Source organism: Pseudomonas sp. GW821-FHT07G06, assembly GCF_058986625.1.
Genome location: NZ_JBYSVW010000030.1, coordinates 1 through 19,369, shown reverse-complemented (window position 1 = coordinate 19,369; position 19,369 = coordinate 1). Strand labels below are relative to the sequence as shown.

The following is a 19,369-nucleotide window of genomic DNA, read 5'->3' as shown; positions in this document are numbered from 1 at the left end:
TGCCCGTCTTCGTTCTTGTTTTAGTGGTCAGTTTCTCGCAGTTTCGAAGCGACGCTGCCGAACCCCGGGTAATAGTGACGAGGGGCATTCTAACCACATCCGTTGAGGATTCGTGAACCGCCCGGCGAGAATAAATCGGGCTACGCTGACGAGAACTGACCGGTCACGGTTGGACCTGTTGAAATTGCCGAGCAAATGGCACAGATTGGCTACCAAACAACTACAACAAACATTTCACCCGCCATTCGAGCGATCATGCGCCGCTCGCAAGTTTTTCCAGGGAGCCTGTGGGAAATGGATGAAATGCATGACCAAGGGGTCGCTGTTTGAAAAAACGTCTGTTTGTCACGGGTCTGAGCGGATTCGTAGGACAACACATCCAATCGCGTTTGCAGGCTGACACCTCGGAATGGGAGCTGCTGCCGGTTCCCGACCGCTACGATCTTACTGCGCCGGAGAGCCTCGAAGGCTTGTGGCCGCAAATGCCCGATGCGGTGATTCACCTGGCCGGCCAGACGTTTGTCCCGGAGGCCTTTCGTGATCCGGCCGGCACCCTGAACATCAATCTGCTGGGCACCCTGAACCTGCTGCAAGCCCTCAAGGCGCGCGGGTTCACCGGTACGTTTCTGTACGTCAGCTCCGGTGATGTCTATGGCCAGGTCGCTGAAGAGCATCTGCCCATCACTGAATTGCACGCCCCCTGCCCGCGCAATCCCTATGCCGTGAGCAAACTGTCGGCCGAGTTCCTCAGTTTGCAGTGGGGCCTGAGCGAAGGCTGGCCCGTACTGGTTGCCCGCCCGTTCAACCATATCGGCAGTGGGCAGAAAGACAGCTTCGTCATTGCCGGAGCCGCGCGTCAGATCTGCCGGATCAAGCAAGGCCTGCAGGCGCCACGACTGGAGGTCGGGGACGTCGACGTCACGCGCGACTTCCTCGATGTCGCGGACGTGGTCTCGGCCTACCTGGCCTTGCTGGAAAAAGGCACACCGGGGCAGGTCTACAACATTTGCTCGGGACGCGAGCAGAGCATTCGCAGTTTGATCGAACAATTGGCAGATCTTGCCCAGGTCAACCTGCAACTGGTTCAAGACCCTGCGCGACTTCGCCGCGCGGACCAGCGTCGGGTGTGTGGCAGCCCTGACAGGCTGGCCCAGACCACCGGATGGAAGTCTGAAATCACAACACAACAATCCCTGCGGGCGATCCTGTCCGACTGGGAGAAGCGAGTACGACAAGAATGACTAAAAGTGCATTGATCACAGGTATCACCGGCCAGGATGGCGCCTATCTGGCCAAACTGCTGCTCGACAAGGGTTACAAAGTCCACGGTCTGGTCGCCCGTCGCAGCAGCGACTCGCGCTGGCGCTTGCGCGAGATGGGGGTCGAGGCGGACATCGTCTACCTGGATGGCGATATGGCCGATGCCTGTTCAGTGCAGCGCGCGGTGATCAAGTCGGCGCCGGACGAGGTCTACAACCTCGCCGCGCAAAGCTTTGTCGCGGCCTCCTGGGATCAACCGGTGACCACCGGCATCGTCGACGGACTGGGCGTTACCCACCTGCTCGAGGCGATCCGTCAGTTCAGTCCGCACACGCGTTTCTACCAGGCCTCCACCAGCGAAATGTTCGGCCTGATCCAGGCCGAGCAGCAGGACGAGAACACGCCGTTCTATCCGCGCAGCCCTTATGGCGTGGCCAAGCTGTATGGCCACTGGATTACCGTGAACTACCGCGAAAGTTTCAACCTGCACGCCAGCAGCGGGATTCTGTTCAACCATGAATCACCGCTGCGCGGCATCGAGTTCGTGACGCGCAAAGTCACCGACGCCGCCGCCCGCATCAAGCAGGGCAAACAGCAGGAACTGCGCCTGGGCAACATCGACGCCAAGCGCGACTGGGGCTTTGCCGGGGACTACGTCGAAGCCATGTGGCTGATGCTGCAACAGGACAAACCCGACGACTTCGTGGTGGCCACCGGCGTGACCACTACCGTGCGCGAGATGTGTCGGATCGCGTTCGATCATGTGGGCCTGAACTACCGCGATTACGTGAAGATTGACCCGGCGTTCTTCCGCCCGGCCGAAGTCGAAGTGCTGCTCGGCAACCCGGCCAAGGCCCAGCGTGTGCTGGGCTGGAAACCAAAAACCGACCTGGATACCTTGATCCGCATGATGATGGATGCGGACATGAAACGCGTCGCCAAGGAGTAGGCCATGCTGATTCCCGTGATTCTTTCCGGCGGTGCCGGGACCAGGTTGTGGCCGGTGTCGCGTGAAGGCCATCCCAAACCGTTCATGGCCTTGCCTGACGGTCAGTCGCTGCTGGGCAAGACCTATCGGCGTGCCGCCGAGTTGCTCGACGGCTGGGGCGATATCGTCACGGTGACCAACCGCGAATACTACTTCCAGAGCAAGGATCACTTTCGGGACGCGCACCTTGGCCGTCATCGCGGGCACTTCCTGCTGGAGCCGACGGGGCGCAATACGGCGCCGGCGATTGCCGCCGCCGCCCTCTCCCTCCAGGCCCTGCATGGCGACGACGCGATCATGCTGGTGATGCCCGCCGACCACCTGATCGTCAATGTCGACGCGTTGAAGGACGCAGTCGAGCATGCCGTGACGCTGGCCAGGCGCGGTCACCTGGTGACCTTCGGTGTGGTGCCGACGGCACCGGAAACCGGGTTTGGCTACATTGAAGCCGGCACACCGCTGGACGACAAAGGCGCTGCCAGCGTGCGGCGTTTCGTCGAAAAACCCGACCTGCAAACCGCGACGCACTACGTGGAAAGCGGCAACTTCCTGTGGAACTCCGGGATGTTCTGCTTCTCGGTCGCCACCCTGCTGGCCGAACTGCAAACCCACGCTCCCGCTTTGCTGGAGCAGACGCAAACCTGCATGGCCGCCAGCGCTGCGGTGGAAAACGCCGGGAGCGTGCAACAGGAACTGTCACCGGCACTGTTTGGCGAAATCATGGACATTTCCATCGACTACGCGTTGATGGAGCGCTCCGAAAGAGTGGTCGTCGTGCCCGCCCGTTTCGACTGGAGCGACATCGGCTCCTGGGGCGCGGTGGCCGCGCTGGTACCGGCGGATGCACAGAACAACCGCGCCGTCGGCGAGGCGATTTTCATCGACAGCCACAACAATTTTGTCCAGAGCGACAACCGCCTGGTAGCGACCGTGGGCGTGGATGACCTGATCATCGTCGACACTGCCGACGCGGTGCTGGTGGCCCACGCCGACCGCGCCCAGGATGTGCGCCGGGTGGCCAGGCAACTCAAGGACAAAGAACACGAGGCCTATCGCCTGCACCGTACGGTCAGCCGGCCATGGGGCACCTACACCGTGCTCGAGGAAGGCCCGCGCTTCAAGATCAAACGTATCGTGGTCAAGCCCGGCGCCAAGTTGTCATTGCAGATGCACCACCATCGCAATGAACACTGGGTGGTGGTCGAAGGCATGGCCAAGGTCACCAACAACGGCACCGGCACGCACCTGGTGGCCAAGAACGAATCGACCTTCATTGCCGCCGGTCACAAGCATCGCCTGGAGAATCCCGGCGTGATCGACCTTGTGATCATCGAAGTGCAAAGCGGCGAATACCTGGGAGAGGACGACATCGTCCGCTTCGAAGACCAATACGGGCGGACGGTTTGAATGCTGCGTAATCTTTACCAATCCCTGTGGAGTTACCGGGGTTTCATCCTCGGCAGCGTCAAACGGGAGTTTCAGGCGCGTTATCGCAACTCGCTGTTCGGTGCCTTGTGGACCGTGCTCAATCCGCTGTCGATGATCCTGGTCTACACGGTGATCTTTTCCACCATCATGCGCGCCCGCTTGCCGGGCGTGGATGACGGGTTGGCCTACAGTGTCTACCTGTGCGCCGGCCTGCTGACCTGGGGCCTGTTCGCCGAGATCACCACGCGCAGCCAGAGCATGTTCCTGGAAAACGCCAACCTGCTGAAGAAAATCAGCTTCCCGCGCATCTGCCTGCCGGTCATCGTACTGCTCAATGCCGGGATTAATTTCGCGATCATCCTGGGCTTGTTCCTCGGCTTCCTGCTGATCAGCGGGCGGCTGCCCGGCATGGCGTTGCTGGCGCTGGTGCCGTTGCTAATCCTGCAAGTGATGTTCGCCGCGGGGCTGGGGATGATCCTGGGTGTGCTCAACGTGTTCTTTCGCGACGTCGGGCAGTTTTTCGGCATCTGCCTGCAATTCTGGTTCTGGCTGACGCCGATCGTTTATCCGCTGTCGATCCTGCCACCGGGTATCCAGAGTTTTATCGGGTTGAACCCGATGACGGCACTGATGAACAGCTACCAGAACCTGTTTCTCTACAACCAATGGCCGAACTGGAACTCGCTGGTCCCCTTGCTGGTGATCGGCCTGTTGTTCTGCGCGATGGCGCTGCGGCTGTTCCGCCAGCGTGTCGGTGAAATGGTGGACGAGCTCTGATGGGACAAATACGTGTCAGTGGCCTGGGCAAGGCCTACAAGCAGTACCCCAATCGCTGGAGCCGGCTGTTCGAATGGCTGGTGCCGTTTTCCCGCACCCGGCATCACCTGCACTGGGTGCTGCAAGGGGTCGATTTCGAGATTCAGCCGGGCGAAGCCGTGGGCATCGTCGGGGTCAACGGTGCCGGCAAAAGCACGCTGTTGAAAATGATCACCGGCACCACCCAGCCCACCTGCGGCGACATCCAGCTGCAAGGTCGCGTGGCCGCGCTGCTTGAACTGGGCATGGGCTTCCACCCGGACTTCACCGGTCGGCAGAACACCTTCATGGCCGGCCAGTTGCTCGGCATGCAGGTGGAAGAAATCGAAGCGTTGATGCCGGAGATCGAGAGCTTTGCCGAGATCGGCGAAGCCATCGACCAGCCGGTTCGCACCTACTCCAGCGGCATGCAGATGCGCCTGGCCTTCAGCGTAGCCACCGCGCGGCGGCCGGATATCCTGATCGTCGACGAAGCGCTGTCCGTGGGTGACGCCTACTTCCAGCACAAGAGCTTCGATCGCATCCGCAACTTCCGCAAGGCCGGCACCACGTTGCTGATCGTGTCCCATGACCGCTCCGCGATCCAGTCGATCTGCGACACCGCCATCCTCCTGGAAAACGGGCGCATGGCCATGCGCGGCAAGCCCGAAGAAGTGATGGACTACTACAACGCCATGCTCGCCCAGCGCGAGGGCCAGACGGTGCGCCAGGAGATGCTCGCCAACGGGCAGGTGCAAACCATTTCCGGAACAGGCGAAGCGGGCATTCTCAGCGTCCGCCTGCTGGACCCCAAGGGCCGTTCGGTGGAAGTGGCAGAAGTCGGTCAGGCGATGGTCCTCGAAGTGCAGGTTGAGGTGCGCCAGGACATCGAGCGGCTGATTCTCGGCTTCATGATCAAGGATCGCCTCGGCCAGCCCATGTATGGCATCAACACCCACCGGGTCGACAAAGCCCTTACCGACCTGAGTGCCGGCGAACGCATCACCTACCGTTTTGCCTTCGACATGCGCCTGGGCAAGGGCAACTATTCGGTGGCCCTGAGCCTGTCGCGGCTGGACTCGCACCTGGATCGCAATTTCGAATGGCGTGACTACGGGCTGGTCTTCCACGTGATCAACAATCGCCAGGAAGACTTTGTCGGCTGCTCCTGGCTCGAAGCGCAGACCAGTGTCACCCGCTCCAGCGAAAACCTGGTGCAAACCGTTGGAGTGACGCAATGACCAGACTACTGGTGGAATGTACCTACGTTTTCGAACACCCCGATGCCAACTCGGGCATTCAGCGAGTCGTGCGCAATGTGATTCAGCAATTGCCGGCCGCGGACGCCCAGCGTGAATGCATTCCGGTGGTGATGATCAATGGCGCGTTGTTCGAGGTGAAAAGCCTGGCGCCCTTGCCGACCGCCAAAGTGGATCTGGTGAGCCTGCGGGTGAAGCTCGAACAGTTCGCCAATCAGTTCTGGCTGCGCCACCGCACGCTGGAACGACGCCGTCCTTTCAGCCAATCGAAGTTCGCCCGCGGGGTGCTTTATGTCGGTTGCCGCCTCACCGCGTTTGCCTGCCTGAGCCTGCCGATTCGCCTGCTGGACCGGATACTCAAGGGCAAGCCGGTTCCCGAGCGCTGCGTGCCATTGCAACATCACGCTGGCGACCAGTTGGTGCTGCTGGACTCGTCCTGGCACGCCAATTTTTTTCCCCTGGCCGAGCAACTCAAGCGTGACGGGGTCGGCATCGTGTCGGTGATCTACGACCTGATTCCCCTGACCCACCCGCAGTTCTGCGACGCCGGGTTGGTGAAGGTGTTCAACGAATGGTTCGACTGGATCGCCCGCACCGCCGATGGCTACGTGGCGATCTCGACCACCATCCGCGACCAGGTGCGCCAGGAGATGACCCGCAGGATCGGCACCGCGCAGGTCCAGCAACGCTGGTTCGACTTCTTCCACCTCGGCTCCGAACTCGACCTGAGCGATGCCCGCTCCGCCGTCGACCCGGGGCTGCTGCAGATGTTCAAGTCGGCGGCCCCTGTATTCCTGATGGTCAGCACCATCGAGCCGCGCAAGAACCATGCGTATCTGCTCGACGCGTTCGAGCGCGCCTGGGCGGCCGGGTCCGGGGCCCGGTTGTGCATCGTCGGCAAGATCGGCTGGAAGTGCGAGGCGCTGATCGAGCGTATCCGCCAGCATCCGCAGTTGAACCAGCGCCTGTTCATGTTCAACACGCTCTCGGACAAGAGCCTGGAACACGCCTATACCCACGCGACCTCGCTGGTGTTTCCGTCCTACGTCGAAGGGTTCGGGTTGCCGCTGGTGGAAGCCATGCAGCGTGGCCTGCCGGCAATGGCCAGCGACATCCCGGTGTTTCGCGAAATCGGTGGCGAGTACATGGCGTACTTCAATCTCGCCGACCCGCAGAGCCTGGCCGATATGGTCATCGACATGGAAACGAGCGGCGCATTTCCCGCCCCCCTCAACCTGGATAACTGGCGCTGGCTGAGCTGGCGCGAGGCCAGTGCGCAACTGGTCGACCGTATCCAGCGCAACCTGCACACCGATGCGAAGGTGCCTGAGAGTCAGCATGCGAATTGCCCTTAACGCCCGCATCCTCCAGGCCCCGCGCACGGGCATCGGCCACTACGTCGCCGAACTGGCGACGGCCCTGGCCCGGGAACCGGACGTCGAGTTGGCGTTGTTCCATGGCTGGGGCTGGAGTTCGGTCCTGCCTGAGGCGGCGATGCCCGGTTACTCGCGCTTGACGCCATTGCTGCGACAGATCCCGGGGGCCTATCAGGCGCGGCGCTGGCTGGAACAGAAGCGCTTCGACCGGCGCCCCGCCCAGACCATCGATCTGTATCACGAGCCGAGCCTGTGGCCGCTGTCGTTCAACGGCCCGACCATCATCACGCTGCATGACCTCACCCACCTGCACTATCCCGACACCCAACCACCGGCCCGTCTGCGCGAAATCGAGCGGCGACTGGCCGACGGCGTACAGCGCGCGCGGCTGATTCTGACGGACTCGCAGCACATCGCCGATGAAGCGCAGGCCTGGTTCGCCCTGCCGGCCGAGCGCTTCGTGGTGGCACCGCTGGGTGTGGCCGCGCGATTCCACCCGCGTGAACCCAAGACCATCGATCGCGTCCTCAAAACCCACGGCGTCGAGGCGCGGGAGTATTTTCTCTGCGTCGGTACCCTGGAGCCGCGCAAGAACCTGACCCAGGCCCTGCACGCCCATGCCCGACTACCGGAAACCGTGCGCCAGCGTTTTCCCTTGCTGATCGCCGGTATGGCCGGCTGGCAGCGCCAACAGTTCAACGACGAGTTGCGTTCGGCCCTCGCCTCAGGTCACGTGTGCCTGCTGGGTTACCTGCCCGACGAGGATCTGGCGCAATTGCTGGCCGGCGCCCGGGCGCTGGTCTTCCCTTCGTTGTACGAGGGGTTCGGCCTGCCGGTGCTGGAAGCCATGGCCAGTGGCACCCCGGTGATTCTGACGGGTATATCGGCGATGCCGGAGGTGGCTGGCGAGGCCGGCAACTACATCGAGGCGCACGACCCTGACACCTTGCGCGATGCCATGCTGCGGTTGATCGACGACCCGGCACACTGGCAGGCCTGTCGCGAGGCGGGTTTGCAGCGAGCGAAGCTTTTTTCCTGGGAGCGTTGCGCGACGGTGACCGCCCGCGCCTACCGCCAGGCTATGGAGAACTGATATGCGCGTTCTGCACTTTTACAAATCCTACTTGCCCGACTCCATGGGTGGCATCGGACAAGTCATTTTCCAGATGAGCGAAATTGGCGCGCGCCATGGTGTCGACAGCACGGTGCTGACCCTGAGCAATAACCCGGCGCCGGGCGTGTTGCAGATCCGCGAGCACCAGGTGCATCAGGCCAGGATGGATTTTCAGCTCGCCTCCACCGGTTTTTCCTACAGCGTGTTCAAGCAGTTTCGTGAGCTCGCCGCCGAAGCCGATGTGGTCAACTACCACTTCCCCTGGCCCTTCATGGACCTGGTGCATTTTGTCAGCGCCACCAAAAAGCCCAGCGTGGTGAGTTACCACTCCGACATCATTCGCCAGCGTCATTTGCTCAAACTGTACCGTCCGTTGATGCGCCGGTTTCTGGACAGCGCGGATCGAATCGCCGTGGCGTCCCCCAACTACTTTCACACCAGTGACGTGCTCAAGGACTACCGGGACAAGACCCGGGTCATCACCTATGGCCTGGACAAGTCAGGTTATCCGAAGCACGACGCGGCACGGACCGAGCGCTGGCGCCAGAAGCTGGGGGACAAGTTCTTCCTGTTCGTCGGTGTCATGCGCTACTACAAGGGGCTGCACATCCTGCTCGAAGCGATGCGGGGGCTGAACTATCCCGTGGTGATCGTCGGCACCGGCCCGCTGGAAAAAGAGCTGCATGCCCAGGCCAGGGCACTGGGGCTGCAGAACCTGCACTTTCTCGGCTTCCTCGGTGATGAAGACAAGGTTGCCTTGCTCGAGTTGAGTTATGCGGTGGTGTTCCCGTCGCACCTGCGCTCGGAAGCCTTCGGCATTTCACTGCTTGAAGGCGCGATGTATGGCAAACCGATGATCTCCAGTGAGATTGGCACGGGTACCAGTTACATCAACATCCATAACGAAACCGGGCTGGTGGTACCGCCCAATGATCCACTGGCGTTTCGTCAGGCGATGCGCACGCTTTGGGAAAACCCGGTGCTGGCGGCGCAAATGGGCGAGAAGGCGCAGGCCCGCTATCAGACTCTGTTTACGGCGGACGAAATGGGTCGCAAATGGGCGGCGTTGTATGAGGAACTGCTGGAAGAAAAAAACCTCGCCTACGCATGATATTGCTGCTCACTTAAGGACGAACACTGTATCTGTGGCGAGGGAGCTTGCTCCCGCTGGACTGCGCAGCAGTCCCATTTTTAGGGCCGCTTCGCGCCCCAGCGGGAGCAAGCTCCCTCGCCACAGGTTGCTTATTGTTCGCGCTATCTCTTAAGTGAACAGCACTACGCCTACGCATGAGGCTTTTTTGCCGGATCCGACTGGCCTCGGCTGCGGCGTGCCAACAGTGTTACGATCCCGCGACTGTAGATTTTCCAAGGCTTGCGCACGGCGTGTGCAAGCCGTCGATTTTTCCCATTGGCCCCTGACTGGCTGCTGAACGACTATGCAACGCCTGCTCAATGACCGCCTGGACTGGAACCTGCTGCGCACCTTTCGGGTGATTGGCCAGGAGCTGAGCATCAGCCGCGCCGCCGCCCGCCTGCACCTGACACAACCGGCCGTGAGCCAGGCACTCAAGCGCCTGGAAGAACAGCTGGGCCGCCAACTGATAGCCCGTCGCGGACCACGTTTTGCCCTGACCGAAGTCGGCGAGCAGATCTTCGCCCTGGCCGGGGAAATCTACGGGCAGATGTCCCAGGTCAGCAGCGTGCTGGAACAACCGGCCGATGAAGTGATCGGCAAGGTGCGGTTGCTGATCATCAGCCGGATTTTCTCCGAGCGCTTTGATGACTTCCTCGCCGACTTCCATCGCCAATACCCGCGAGTCGATCTGGAAGTCGATGTGATGCGCAGTTCCGACATCGTCAGCGCCCTCCAGGAAAAAACCGCGACCCTCGGCCTGAGCCTCAATCGGCGCCCGCAGCCACGCCTGGAGCAGCGTTTGTTCCTGCGTCAACGCTATGCGTTTTTCTGCGGCAAGCACCATGGACTGTTCGGTCGACAGGACGTCGCCGAAGGGGATTTACAGCGGGAGAACTTCGTCAGTTTCACCAGTGACCAGATCGGCGGCATGCTCTCGCCGCTGACGATCTTCCGTGATCAACAGGGTTTCAGCGGGCGCATCGTCGCCTCGTCACCAAGCCTGGAGGAAGTCCGGCGACTGGTCATCGCCGGCTTCGGTATCGGCTGTCTGCCCGAGCACGTGGTGGCGGCCGATGTCGACACCGGATTGCTCTGGCGCCTGCCGCCCCACGAAGGGATTGCCGATGTCGACATTCATTTGCTGTGGAACCGCGAACAGCGCATGAGCCGGGCCGAGACGATCTTTCTTGAAAGCCTGCAGCAACGGCTGACGGACTAGACGCGCAAGACCTGCGCCACCGGCTCACCGGCGCACAAGCGTTCGAGCAAGCGCGGCTCGGCAAGGTCCGAAGCCAGTGCCTGCTCGATGACAGCCAGCGCCGATGCCGTGTCGAGAAACAGCACGCCGTTGTCGTCCGCCAGCACCCAATCCCCCGGTTGCACCGTCACGCCAGCGCAGTGAACGGGCTGATTGATGGCGCTGTCATTGCGGCCGTGCAGCTTGGTGGTCAACAGACTGGTGCCACGGGCGAACACCGGCAACCCGACTTCGCGCAGCTCCAGCAGGTCGGTCACCGCACCATCGACCACAATGCCCACCGCCCCGGCGCAGCGTGCCGCGCAACTGGTCACCGCACCGACCGGGGCGTGCCGATGGTCGCCTCCCGTGTCGATCACCAGCACGTCGCCCGGCCTGATCTGCGCCAGGGCCCGGTTGACGGCGATGGCATCGGCGCCCAGCAGTTTCAGGGTCAAGGCTCGGCCAACGACTTTCACATTGGGCACCATGGCCCGTAGTTGTGGGTCGGCGAATCCCTCTTCGAGAAAATGCCCGAGGGTCGGAAAGCTCACCGCCTTGAGCTGTTCGATCAGTTGCGACTCATCCATGTTGCGGCTCCCCGCCAATCAGTTCGGCGACACAGTCGATTTCCAGCGATACCCCCCACAGTGCCACGCACACCGTGGTGCGCGCCGGCGGCGCATGGCCGAGGAACTCGCGGTACACAGCGTTGAACGGCTCCAGCTGTGCGGGATCGGTCAGGTAGGCATTGACCTTGATCACGTGGCTGAAACCGGACCCGGCTTCAATCAGGATCGCTTCGAGGTTGCGCAAGGTTTGCCGCACCTGCTCGGGAAAGTCGGCAGGCTGGTCGTCGAGGCCGCTTTGAGCCGGGATCTGCCCGGCAGTGAACACCAAGTGACCACTGACCACGGCCTGGGAGTAAGGGCCGACCGGGCCGATGTAGCCCGGGGCCGATTGAATTCTGCGCATGCTGTTGAACTCCGGAAGTCAGGCCGTAGCCGATTTGAAGGGTTTGCCGGGGGCCGGATCGTCTGTCGGGGCGACGCTCGGGATTTCGCTGATGTCCTTCTTGAAGGTTTCGGTCAGCAGCAATAGCGCCACCAGTGAAATCAAGGCCGCACCGATCATGTACCAGGCCACCGACGACCCTTTGCCCGTCGCGGCCAGCAATGCCGTGGTGACGATGGGTGTCGCCGCGCTGCCGAGCAGGCCGGACAACATGTAGCTGATGGACAACCCGGAATACCGCACCCGGGTGCCGAACAGTTCGGCGAGGAATGTCGCGATCGGCCCGTAGTTGGCGGCGAAGGCGGTCATCAACAACAGATAGCCGAAGACCACCATCGGCAGCTCCCTGGTATCCATCAGCCAGAACATCGGGAACGCCACCAGCGCTTCGGCGATGATGCCGCCGACAATGATCGGCTTGCGCCCGAAACGATCCGAAAGCGCACCGAACACCGGCAACATGACGATGCACCAGGCGCAGGACAGCAGCACCACACCGAGCATCACGCCGCGGCTGAAGCCGAGGTTCTGCGTGCCGTACGTCAAACCGAACGCCACGATAATGTTGAACGAAGCGCCCGTGGACATGGTGGCGATACCGCCCAGCACCACTTGTTTCCAGTACTTGCGGAACACTTCCGCCAACGGCATCTTCACTTGCACCTCGGCCTCCTTGACCTTGTTGAAGGCCGGGGTTTCCGCGATGTTCAAGCGGATGTACAAGCCGACGGCGATCAGCAACACGCTGGCCAGGAACGGAATACGCCAGCCCCAGGCCAACAGTTCCTCAGGGGACAGCCACGCCGCGATCAACAGGAAGGCCAGGTTGGCAATCATGGTCCCGGCCGGCACGCCGATCTGCACCCAGGAACCGTACAGGCCACGCTTGTTGGCCGGCGCATGCTCCACCGCCATCAATACCGCTCCGCCCCACTCGCCACCCAATGCCAGGCCTTGCACGACCCTGAGCAGTAACAACAGGATCGGCGCCCAGATACCGATAGTGGCAAAGTCCGGCAACAAGCCGATGGCGAAGGTGGCCGCGCCCATGGTCAACAGCGAAATCAACAGCATCGACTTGCGCCCCAGGCGATCACCGAAATGCCCGAACAATGCCGCACCGACAATCCGCGCCAGATACGCCGAAGCAAAGGTGCCGAAAGCCAGCAGTGTTCCGATCAGCGGCACGAAATCCGGGAAGAACACTTTGTTGAACACCAGCGCCGAGGCCGTGGCAAACACGAACAAGTCGTACCACTCCACGGTGGTACCGATCACGCTGGCCACCGCGACTTTTTTCATACTGATTTCAACTTCCGGTGGTGCGCCGGACTTTTCTGCGGACGATAGATCGCTCATCACTGTCTCCAGGAATTCATCAAGAACTCGTTATTTAATTGTTTTGACTGGCAGTAAAACGGTTGAGGCGAAGGTTGTTGTTATGGCTCGCCCAACTGAGCGGGCGAGTTCGCAGGGCATTTTTATGGGTTGGATAGCGGTGGGTTCAATAACCCAGTAATCGGTCCGCACAGTTCAATAACGGTTCGCCGCTATTCAATCGGCGGAAGTTTTCCGCCACTTGTTCGGCAATACAATCATGGGAAGCCGCCGAAGCCATGTGCGGGGTGATGGTGACACCGGGCATGCTCCAGAGCCGGTGATCGACCGGCAGCGGTTCCTGTTCGAAGACATCCAGCAGCGCACCGCGCAATTGTCCTCTGGCCAATGCCTGTTCGAGATCGTCAATGTCCAGATGAGCGCCCCGGCCACAGTTGACCAGTGCTGCGCCGCTGGCGAGTTGGTCGAACGTGGCCCGGCCAAGGATGCCGCGGGTTTCGCTGGTGAGTGGCAACAGGTTGATCAGCAACTCGACGCCGTCGAGAAACGGATTTAACCCATCGGCCCCGGCGAACGTACGCACACCCGGCAGGTCCTTGTTGCGCCGCGCCCAGCCGCGCACGTCATAGCCGGCGGCGGCCAGATCCAGAGCAATCGCGCTGCCCAGCGATCCGAGCCCCATCACACCGACCTTGAACTGCCCCGCAGCCCGTTGCAGCGGCCGCTCCCAGCGTTGCTCCCGTTGTTGCGACAGCACCTGATCGAAACCGCGGTGATAGTGGATCACCGCCCAGCGCACGTACTCGGTCATGCCCTGGCGATGACCCGGGTCGACCACGCGGCAAATCGGCAGGTCCGGGCATGACGGATCGTGGTCGAGGTGGTCGATACCGGCGGCCACCGAGTGAATCACCTGCAGGTTCGGCAATGCTCCGAGACTGCCCGGCAAAGGAAACCAGCACGCTGCCATCTGCGCATTGGCGGCCCGGGAATCGTCGGCCAGCACGGCGGTGAGCTGCGGCGCACTGCGGGCGAACGCCGCCTGCAATTGCTTGAGCAGCAAGGTGTCGCGAGACAGCAGAACCACGGTGTTGATGTCGGCGTTCATGACAAATAAGACTCGCGCTGGGATTCGATCAACGTCAGGGCGGCCTCCCAGGCCAGGTCGATGATGTTGTCCTGCTCATCACGGTCAAACTGTTCGGCGGTGTGCGCACACACTTCCGGTGACGGGTAATGCAATGCCGAACCACCGGCCAGCGCCTGCACCTGGGCCTGACAGGCGCGCTCCAGAAAGTGGATTTCCTGGAACGCCTGGGCCACCCCGGAACCACCGACCAGCAAGCCGTGATTGCGCAGGATCATCGCCCGGTGCGGGCCGAGGTCGGCAATCAAGCGCTCGCGCTCATCCAGCGACAGCGCGATGCCCTCATAGGTGTGATAGGCCAGCTTGCCGTAGAACTTCAACGCGTGCTGACTGATCGGCAGCAAGCCTTGCTTCTGCGCCGCGACCGCCATGCCCGCCGCCGTGTGGGTGTGGATCACACAGTTCAGGTCCGGACGCGCCATATGGATCGCCGAGTGGATCACGAAGCCGGCGGCGTTGACCCGATGGCCGGCGTACTCCGGGTCGACCACCCGCCCTTCCTGATCGATGCGCACCAGGTCCGAGGCGCGCATGCGGTCGAAGATCACGCCATAGCGGTTAATCAGGAAGTGGTGCTCAGGCCCCGGAATCCGCAGGGTGATATGGGTGTCGATCAGGTCGGTCATGCGAAAGTGCGCGACCAGTCGATACAGCGCCGCCAGTTCGCAACGGGCTTGCCATTCAACCGGGTCGATGTGTGCAGGTTTACTCACGAATACACCTCTTTGACAGCGTGGGTGACGACCGGGTTGGCGCGCAGGCGGGCCAGGCCGCAAACACCGATCAGGGACAGGGCCGAGAGCAAGGTGAAGAACACCGCCAGCGGCAACCATTGTCCGGAAAACTTGCTGGCCAGCAGCGTGCCGATCAGGGGTGTGGTGCCCCCGGCCACGGCGCAAGCCAGTTGATAGGCGATGGAAATGCCCGAGTAGCGCAGGTGCACCGGGAAGGCCTGGGTCATGTAGCCGGCGATCACCGCGTACAGCGCCGAGAGAATCACCACGGCCAACGCGATGCCGAGCGTCATCAACAGAATGTTTTGCGTGCCCACCAACAGAAACATCGGGTAGGGCGTGAGCATGCACAACAGTGCGACCCATTTGAGGAAACGTCCTTCACCGATACGTTCGGCCAGCAGTGCCGAGAGCGGTTGCGAGAGCAACTGGATGATCGTCACCAGAAACAGGCAATCGAGAATCGTCGAACGAGCAATGCCCTGGTACTGGGTGACGTAGGTGATCATGAAGGTGTTGGTGAAGAAGAACCCGGCCGAGCCGATGGTCACCGCAGCGGCGGCGAACAGGATCTGCCGCCAGCAGGTGCGGATCACGTCCATCACCGGGTATTTGGCGGTCTCGTTGTTGTCCTGGACCTTGGCGAACTCCGGGGACTCGTGAACGCCGGAGCGGATCAACAGGCCGACCATCATCAATACGCCGCTGGCGAGGAACGGCAGACGCCATCCCCAGGCGAGGAACTCCTCTGGCTCAAGGGACGTCACCAGGCGGAAAGCAATCAGTGCCAGCAACAAGCCGGCCGGGCTGCCCAACTGGGCGAACGAGGCGTAGAACGTCTTGCGCCTGGCCGGTGCGTGTTCGCTCGCCATCAACACCGCCCCGCCCCACTCGCCACCGACCGAAATGCCCTGGATCAAACGCAGCACGATCAGACCGATCGGCGCCCAGATGCCGACGCTGGCATAGCTCGGCAACAGGCCAATGCCCGCGGTGGCGATGCCCATCAGGGCCATGGTCACCAGGAGCATTTTCTTGCGCCCGAGACGATCGCCCAGATGACCGAACACCATCCCGGCCATGGGCCGCGCAATGAAGCCGACAGCGAAACTGCCAAATGCCGCGAGGGTACTCATGACCGGGTCGCTGCTGGGGAAGAACACCTGTCCGAGAACCAGCGCCGCCGCGGTGGCGTAGATGTAGAAGTCGTAGAACTCGATGGTCGTGCCAATGAAGGCCGCGGCCGCGGCTCGGCGCGGTTGGGGAGTAGTGTGCATGCAAGGACCCTGTGTACTTATAGTTTTTGGGCAGGTGTTAAGGCGGATGACGGTTGCGCTCTATGGCGCTTGTAGGCTTTATCGCTTCCATGCCAGGATTAGTCAATTTTCAAATCCTTATCTTTACTATTAGCACTGCTACTGCATGAGGTTTTATGTCCTCCACTTCCAACCCGTGGGTCGGCCGGCGCTTTCTCAATGACCGCCTCGACTGGAACCTGCTGCGCACCTATCTGGTCATCGGCCAGGAAGGCAGCATGAGCCGCGCTGCCGCGCGACTGCACATCACCCAGTCGGCCGTCAGCCAGGCGCTGAAACGACTGGAAGAGCAGCTGGAATGCGTGCTGATTGCCCGCAGCGGACGACGCTTTGACCTGACGGAAACCGGGGAAGAAGTCCTGCGGATCGCGGCCGATATCTACGGTGATGTTTCACGCCTGGGGACGGTGGTGGAGAGTCGTCACGACGACCTGGTGGGCAAGATCCGTATCCTCACCGTCAGCGGTGTGCAGGCACGGCATTACGATGATTTCCTCGCTGACTTCCATGAAACCCACCCGAAAATCGAGCTGGAAGTCGAGGTGATGGGCAGTTCGAACATCATCAGTTCGCTGCTGCAAAAGACCGCGACCATTGGCGTCGGCCTGTGTCGTCTGCCACAGCCGCGGCTGGAACAGCGGGTGCTGTTTCGCGAGACCTACGCTTACTTTTGTGGCCAGCGTCATCGCCTGTTCGGGCAAGAGAATCTGACCCTGGAGCAACTGTCGGCGGAAAACTTCGTCAGCTTCACCAGCGACCAGTTGGGCGGCAATCTTTCACCCCTGACGCTGTTCCGCGATCAGCAAGGCTTCACCGGCAAGATCGTCGCGTCCTCCACCAGTTTCGAAGAAATTTACCGCCTGATCTGCGCGGGTTATGGCATCGGCGCCTTGCCCACGCATCTGGTGCGCCGGGATGTCGAGCAAGGTCTGCTCTGGCGCCTGCCGCCGGAAGACGGCGTGGTGGATTTCGATATCCAGTTGTTATGGAATCGCGAACAGAAGATGAGCCAGGCCGAAACGGTGTTCCTCGAGAGCTTCCAGCACATGCTCAGCATCCGCGAGCCTGTGCTGTGAAGCCCTGACGCTTCAGACGTGAGGATCGTCCGGCGCCTTGCCCGGTGCCGCGTACTGCGGCTTCAGGTGCCCGTCCTGATCGAGTAGCCAGGCGTCCATGATCTGCCGGACGACCGGTCCGGCGACGCGGCCACCCGCCTCGCCGTTTTCGATCATCACCGAAATCACGATCTTCGGGTGCTCGGCCGGGGCGAAGCCGACGAACAAGGCATTGTCGCGGTTACGCTCACGGGTTTTCTCCCGGTTGTAACGTTCGCCCTGCTTGATCGCCACCACTTGCGCGGTACCACTCTTGCCGGCAATACGGTATTGCGCCCCCGCGGCGGCGGCTCGGGCAATCCCCCGGGCATCGTGCATCACCATCTGCATGCCATGGTTGACCTGCTCCCAGTCGCGTGGATCCTTGAGCAGAATATTGGGCATTGGATGCTCGTCCACCGGCGCGACGCCGTCCACGGTTTTGGCCAGGTGCGGGCGATTCCACACGCCTTTGTTGGCAATCAGCGCCGTGGCCTGGGCCAATTGCAGCGGCGTGACCTGCATGTAGCCCTGGCCGATACCGAGAATCACCGTCTCGCCCGGAAACCAGGCCTGCCGACGCGTGGCGCGCTTCCATGCCTGGGATGGCATCAGGCCGGGGGATTCTTCGTTCATGTCCAGGGAGACTTTCTCACCCAGTCCGAACATCGCCATGTAGTCGTGCAGGCGATCGACCCCCAGCTTGTGTGCGAGGTCATAGAAATAGGTGTCGTTGGAACGCATGATCGCTGCATCCATATCCACCCAGCCATCGCCGCTGTGGTTCCAGTTGCGGTACTTGTGATCGAAATCCGGCAGCTGGTAATAACCGGGGTCGAACACACGGGTCTGTGGCGTGACGACCCCCGCGTCGAGGCCGGCGATTGCCACTTCCGGCTTGATGGTCGAACCCGGCGCGTACAGGCCGCGCAGCACACGGTTGAACAGCGGTCGGTCGACGGAGTCGCGTAGCGTGGAGTACTCCCTGGAACTGATACCGGTGACGAACAGATTAGGATCGAAACTCGGGTTGCTGACCATGGCCAGCACTTCACCGGTCGACGGATCGAGCGCAACCACCGAGCCGCGACGATCGCCCAGGGCTTGTTCGGCGGCTTCCTGCAACTTGACGTCGAGGCTCAGGACAATGTTTTCACCGGGCACCGGATCCGTGTGCTTGAGCACTCGCAACACGCGCCCTTGGGCATTGGTTTCGACTTCCTCATAACCGACATGGCCGTGCAGTTGCGCCTCGTAGAATTTTTCGATCCCGGTCTTGCCAATGGATTGGGTGCCTCGGTACTCGACCGTATCCAGAGCCTTTGACTCTTTCTCGTTGATACGTCCGACGTAGCCGACCGAATGCGCGAAGTGCGCACCCAGCGGATAGTGCCGCACGAACTGCGGCTCGACATCGATGCCCGGCAAACGGAACTCGTTGACGGCGAGTACGGCGATCTGTTCTTCGCTCAGCTCATAGAACAGCGTCACCGGTACGAAGGGGTGACGTGCCTGCTTCATCACCTTATCGAATTGCGAGCGGTCTTCAGCGGGCAAGTGCAGGAGATTGGCGACCTCGTCCAGCTCTTCGTTGACATTGGAAGCACGTTCGCGGGTGATGGTCAGGTTGAAGCTGGGGCGGTTGTCCGCAAGGAGTACACCGTTGCGGTCATAGATCAATCCACGGGTAGGCGTAATCGGCAGGACATGTACGCGATTGTTTTCGGAGATGGTCGAGTGATAGTCGAACTCGACGACCTGCAGGACATACAGACGCACCACCAGAGCACAGGTGATGGTGGCAACGAACAAGGCGCAGGCCAGGAGTCTCTTGTTGACCAGGCGTGTTTCTTTTTCGTGGTCCTTGATCGGTATCGGTTCAGGCACTTGTGCAGCAACTCTTTGAAAAGAATGCCGATCCGTGGGCGCAGACTCAGTCCATTAAAAATGAGCTGCACCTTACCAAACCCGGGAAGTCAGGTTTGTGTGATTTTTTTCACAATTGACTTTGAATGGGGCGCGGCCTGTTTTTTCACGCGCAAAAACAAAACCCCAACTGCTTTCGCAATTGGGGTTTCGGAATTTAATCTTGACGATGACCTACTCTCACATGGGGAAACCCCACACTACCATC

At 61.3% G+C, this 19,369-nt stretch carries 17 protein-coding genes; 10 read left to right on the top strand and 7 right to left on the bottom strand.

The genetic code is table 11. From position 1 onward, the window contains the following. The first annotated feature begins 326 nt into the window (after positions 1–326). The 9 genes from AC3WJW_RS29235 to AC3WJW_RS29195 all read left to right on the top strand — a co-directional run bounded on the left by AC3WJW_RS29235 (position 327) and on the right by AC3WJW_RS29195 (position 10,574). A complete protein-coding gene (locus tag AC3WJW_RS29235; protein WP_493728430.1) occupies positions 327–1,241 on the top strand; it encodes a GDP-mannose 4,6-dehydratase in 915 nt (304 codons plus the stop codon). Further along, positions 1,238–2,209, top strand: coding sequence for a GDP-mannose 4,6-dehydratase (gmd, locus tag AC3WJW_RS29230; RefSeq protein WP_007988274.1), 972 nt, complete (start codon positions 1,238–1,240; stop codon positions 2,207–2,209). Before AC3WJW_RS29235 ends, gmd begins: the two co-directional genes overlap by 4 nt. A 3-nt stretch (positions 2,210–2,212) precedes the next feature. Beyond that, the gene (locus AC3WJW_RS29225) at positions 2,213–3,655 is read left to right on the top strand and encodes a mannose-1-phosphate guanylyltransferase/mannose-6-phosphate isomerase (RefSeq protein WP_493728429.1); all 1,443 of its coding nucleotides are present in this window, start codon (positions 2,213–2,215) and stop codon (positions 3,653–3,655) included. Further along, positions 3,656–4,453 carry an ABC transporter permease gene (locus AC3WJW_RS29220; protein ID WP_493728428.1) on the top strand — a complete coding sequence of 266 codons (798 nt, stop codon included), beginning with the start codon at positions 3,656–3,658 and terminating at the stop codon, positions 4,451–4,453. Beyond that, positions 4,453–5,712: an ABC transporter ATP-binding protein gene (locus AC3WJW_RS29215; RefSeq protein ID WP_493728427.1), complete on the top strand. Its 1,260-nt coding sequence runs from the start codon at positions 4,453–4,455 to the stop codon at positions 5,710–5,712. Before AC3WJW_RS29220 ends, AC3WJW_RS29215 begins: the two co-directional genes overlap by 1 nt. Then, positions 5,709–7,085, top strand: coding sequence for a glycosyltransferase family 4 protein (locus tag AC3WJW_RS29210; RefSeq protein ID WP_493728426.1), 1,377 nt, complete (start codon positions 5,709–5,711; stop codon positions 7,083–7,085). The genes AC3WJW_RS29215 and AC3WJW_RS29210 overlap by 4 nt, the downstream gene beginning before the upstream one ends. Beyond that, positions 7,069–8,199, top strand: a complete 1,131-nt coding sequence (locus tag AC3WJW_RS29205; protein WP_493728425.1) for a glycosyltransferase family 4 protein — start codon at positions 7,069–7,071, stop codon at positions 8,197–8,199. Before AC3WJW_RS29210 ends, AC3WJW_RS29205 begins: the two co-directional genes overlap by 17 nt. A gap of 1 nt (position 8,200) precedes the next feature. Beyond that, entirely contained in the window at positions 8,201–9,331 is a 1,131-nt protein-coding gene (locus AC3WJW_RS29200; RefSeq protein ID WP_493728424.1) for a glycosyltransferase family 4 protein, read from the top strand. A 325-nt stretch (positions 9,332–9,656) separates the two neighbouring features. After that, positions 9,657–10,574 carry a LysR family transcriptional regulator gene (locus tag AC3WJW_RS29195; protein ID WP_493728423.1) on the top strand — a complete coding sequence of 306 codons (918 nt, stop codon included), beginning with the start codon at positions 9,657–9,659 and terminating at the stop codon, positions 10,572–10,574. Here the strand turns inward: AC3WJW_RS29195 and AC3WJW_RS29190 are convergent. The 6 genes from AC3WJW_RS29190 to AC3WJW_RS29165 all read right to left on the bottom strand — a co-directional run bounded on the left by AC3WJW_RS29190 (position 10,571) and on the right by AC3WJW_RS29165 (position 16,102). Further along, positions 10,571–11,182: an RraA family protein gene (locus tag AC3WJW_RS29190; protein ID WP_493728422.1), complete on the bottom strand. Its 612-nt coding sequence runs from the start codon at positions 11,180–11,182 to the stop codon at positions 10,571–10,573. The two genes, AC3WJW_RS29195 and AC3WJW_RS29190, sit on opposite strands and share 4 nt — an antisense overlap. Then, the gene (locus AC3WJW_RS29185) at positions 11,175–11,567 is read right to left on the bottom strand and encodes a RidA family protein (protein ID WP_493728421.1); all 393 of its coding nucleotides are present in this window, start codon (positions 11,565–11,567) and stop codon (positions 11,175–11,177) included. Before AC3WJW_RS29185 ends, AC3WJW_RS29190 begins: the two co-directional genes overlap by 8 nt. Positions 11,568–11,585: 18 nt before the next feature. Beyond that, entirely contained in the window at positions 11,586–12,965 is a 1,380-nt protein-coding gene (locus tag AC3WJW_RS29180; protein WP_493728420.1) for an MFS transporter, read from the bottom strand. Between the two features lie 145 nt (positions 12,966–13,110). Beyond that, complete coding sequence (locus AC3WJW_RS29175; RefSeq protein ID WP_493728419.1) at positions 13,111–14,052, bottom strand: 2-hydroxyacid dehydrogenase; 942 nt, start codon at positions 14,050–14,052, stop codon at positions 13,111–13,113. Beyond that, positions 14,049–14,804 carry a class II aldolase/adducin family protein gene (locus AC3WJW_RS29170; RefSeq protein ID WP_007988289.1) on the bottom strand — a complete coding sequence of 252 codons (756 nt, stop codon included), beginning with the start codon at positions 14,802–14,804 and terminating at the stop codon, positions 14,049–14,051. The genes AC3WJW_RS29175 and AC3WJW_RS29170 overlap by 4 nt, the downstream gene beginning before the upstream one ends. Beyond that, positions 14,801–16,102 (bottom strand): MFS transporter, encoded by a 1,302-nt coding sequence (locus AC3WJW_RS29165; protein ID WP_493728418.1) that lies wholly within the window; start codon positions 16,100–16,102, stop codon positions 14,801–14,803. The genes AC3WJW_RS29170 and AC3WJW_RS29165 overlap by 4 nt, the downstream gene beginning before the upstream one ends. A gap of 155 nt (positions 16,103–16,257) precedes the next feature. On the opposite strand from AC3WJW_RS29165, the gene AC3WJW_RS29160 reads away from it, so the two are divergent. Then, the gene (locus tag AC3WJW_RS29160) at positions 16,258–17,217 is read left to right on the top strand and encodes a LysR family transcriptional regulator (RefSeq protein ID WP_493728417.1); all 960 of its coding nucleotides are present in this window, start codon (positions 16,258–16,260) and stop codon (positions 17,215–17,217) included. Between the two features lie 12 nt (positions 17,218–17,229). On the opposite strand, the gene mrdA is transcribed toward AC3WJW_RS29160, so the two are convergent. Next, positions 17,230–19,122, bottom strand: coding sequence for a penicillin-binding protein 2 (mrdA, locus tag AC3WJW_RS29155; protein ID WP_493728416.1), 1,893 nt, complete (start codon positions 19,120–19,122; stop codon positions 17,230–17,232). Positions 19,123–19,369: the final 247 nt, after the last annotated feature.

Excerpts from the sequence above, each read along its gene's own strand:
- gmd (WP_007988274.1), top strand. The coding sequence starts at position 1,238 with ATGACTAAAAGTGCATTGATCACAGGTATCACCGGCCAGGATGGCGCC.
- AC3WJW_RS29225 (WP_493728429.1), top strand. The coding sequence starts at position 2,213 with ATGCTGATTCCCGTGATTCTTTCCGGCGGTGCCGGGACCAGGTTGTGG.
- AC3WJW_RS29220 (WP_493728428.1), top strand. The coding sequence starts at position 3,656 with ATGCTGCGTAATCTTTACCAATCCCTGTGGAGTTACCGGGGTTTCATC.
- AC3WJW_RS29215 (WP_493728427.1), top strand. The coding sequence starts at position 4,453 with ATGGGACAAATACGTGTCAGTGGCCTGGGCAAGGCCTACAAGCAGTAC.
- AC3WJW_RS29210 (WP_493728426.1), top strand. The coding sequence starts at position 5,709 with ATGACCAGACTACTGGTGGAATGTACCTACGTTTTCGAACACCCCGAT.
- AC3WJW_RS29205 (WP_493728425.1), top strand. The coding sequence starts at position 7,069 with ATGCGAATTGCCCTTAACGCCCGCATCCTCCAGGCCCCGCGCACGGGC.
- AC3WJW_RS29200 (WP_493728424.1), top strand. The coding sequence starts at position 8,201 with ATGCGCGTTCTGCACTTTTACAAATCCTACTTGCCCGACTCCATGGGT.
- AC3WJW_RS29195 (WP_493728423.1), top strand. The coding sequence starts at position 9,657 with ATGCAACGCCTGCTCAATGACCGCCTGGACTGGAACCTGCTGCGCACC.
- AC3WJW_RS29190 (WP_493728422.1), bottom strand. The coding sequence starts at position 11,182 with ATGGATGAGTCGCAACTGATCGAACAGCTCAAGGCGGTGAGCTTTCCG.
- AC3WJW_RS29185 (WP_493728421.1), bottom strand. The coding sequence starts at position 11,567 with ATGCGCAGAATTCAATCGGCCCCGGGCTACATCGGCCCGGTCGGCCCT.
- AC3WJW_RS29180 (WP_493728420.1), bottom strand. The coding sequence starts at position 12,965 with ATGAGCGATCTATCGTCCGCAGAAAAGTCCGGCGCACCACCGGAAGTT.
- AC3WJW_RS29175 (WP_493728419.1), bottom strand. The coding sequence starts at position 14,052 with ATGAACGCCGACATCAACACCGTGGTTCTGCTGTCTCGCGACACCTTG.
- AC3WJW_RS29165 (WP_493728418.1), bottom strand. The coding sequence starts at position 16,102 with ATGCACACTACTCCCCAACCGCGCCGAGCCGCGGCCGCGGCCTTCATT.
- AC3WJW_RS29160 (WP_493728417.1), top strand. The coding sequence starts at position 16,258 with ATGTCCTCCACTTCCAACCCGTGGGTCGGCCGGCGCTTTCTCAATGAC.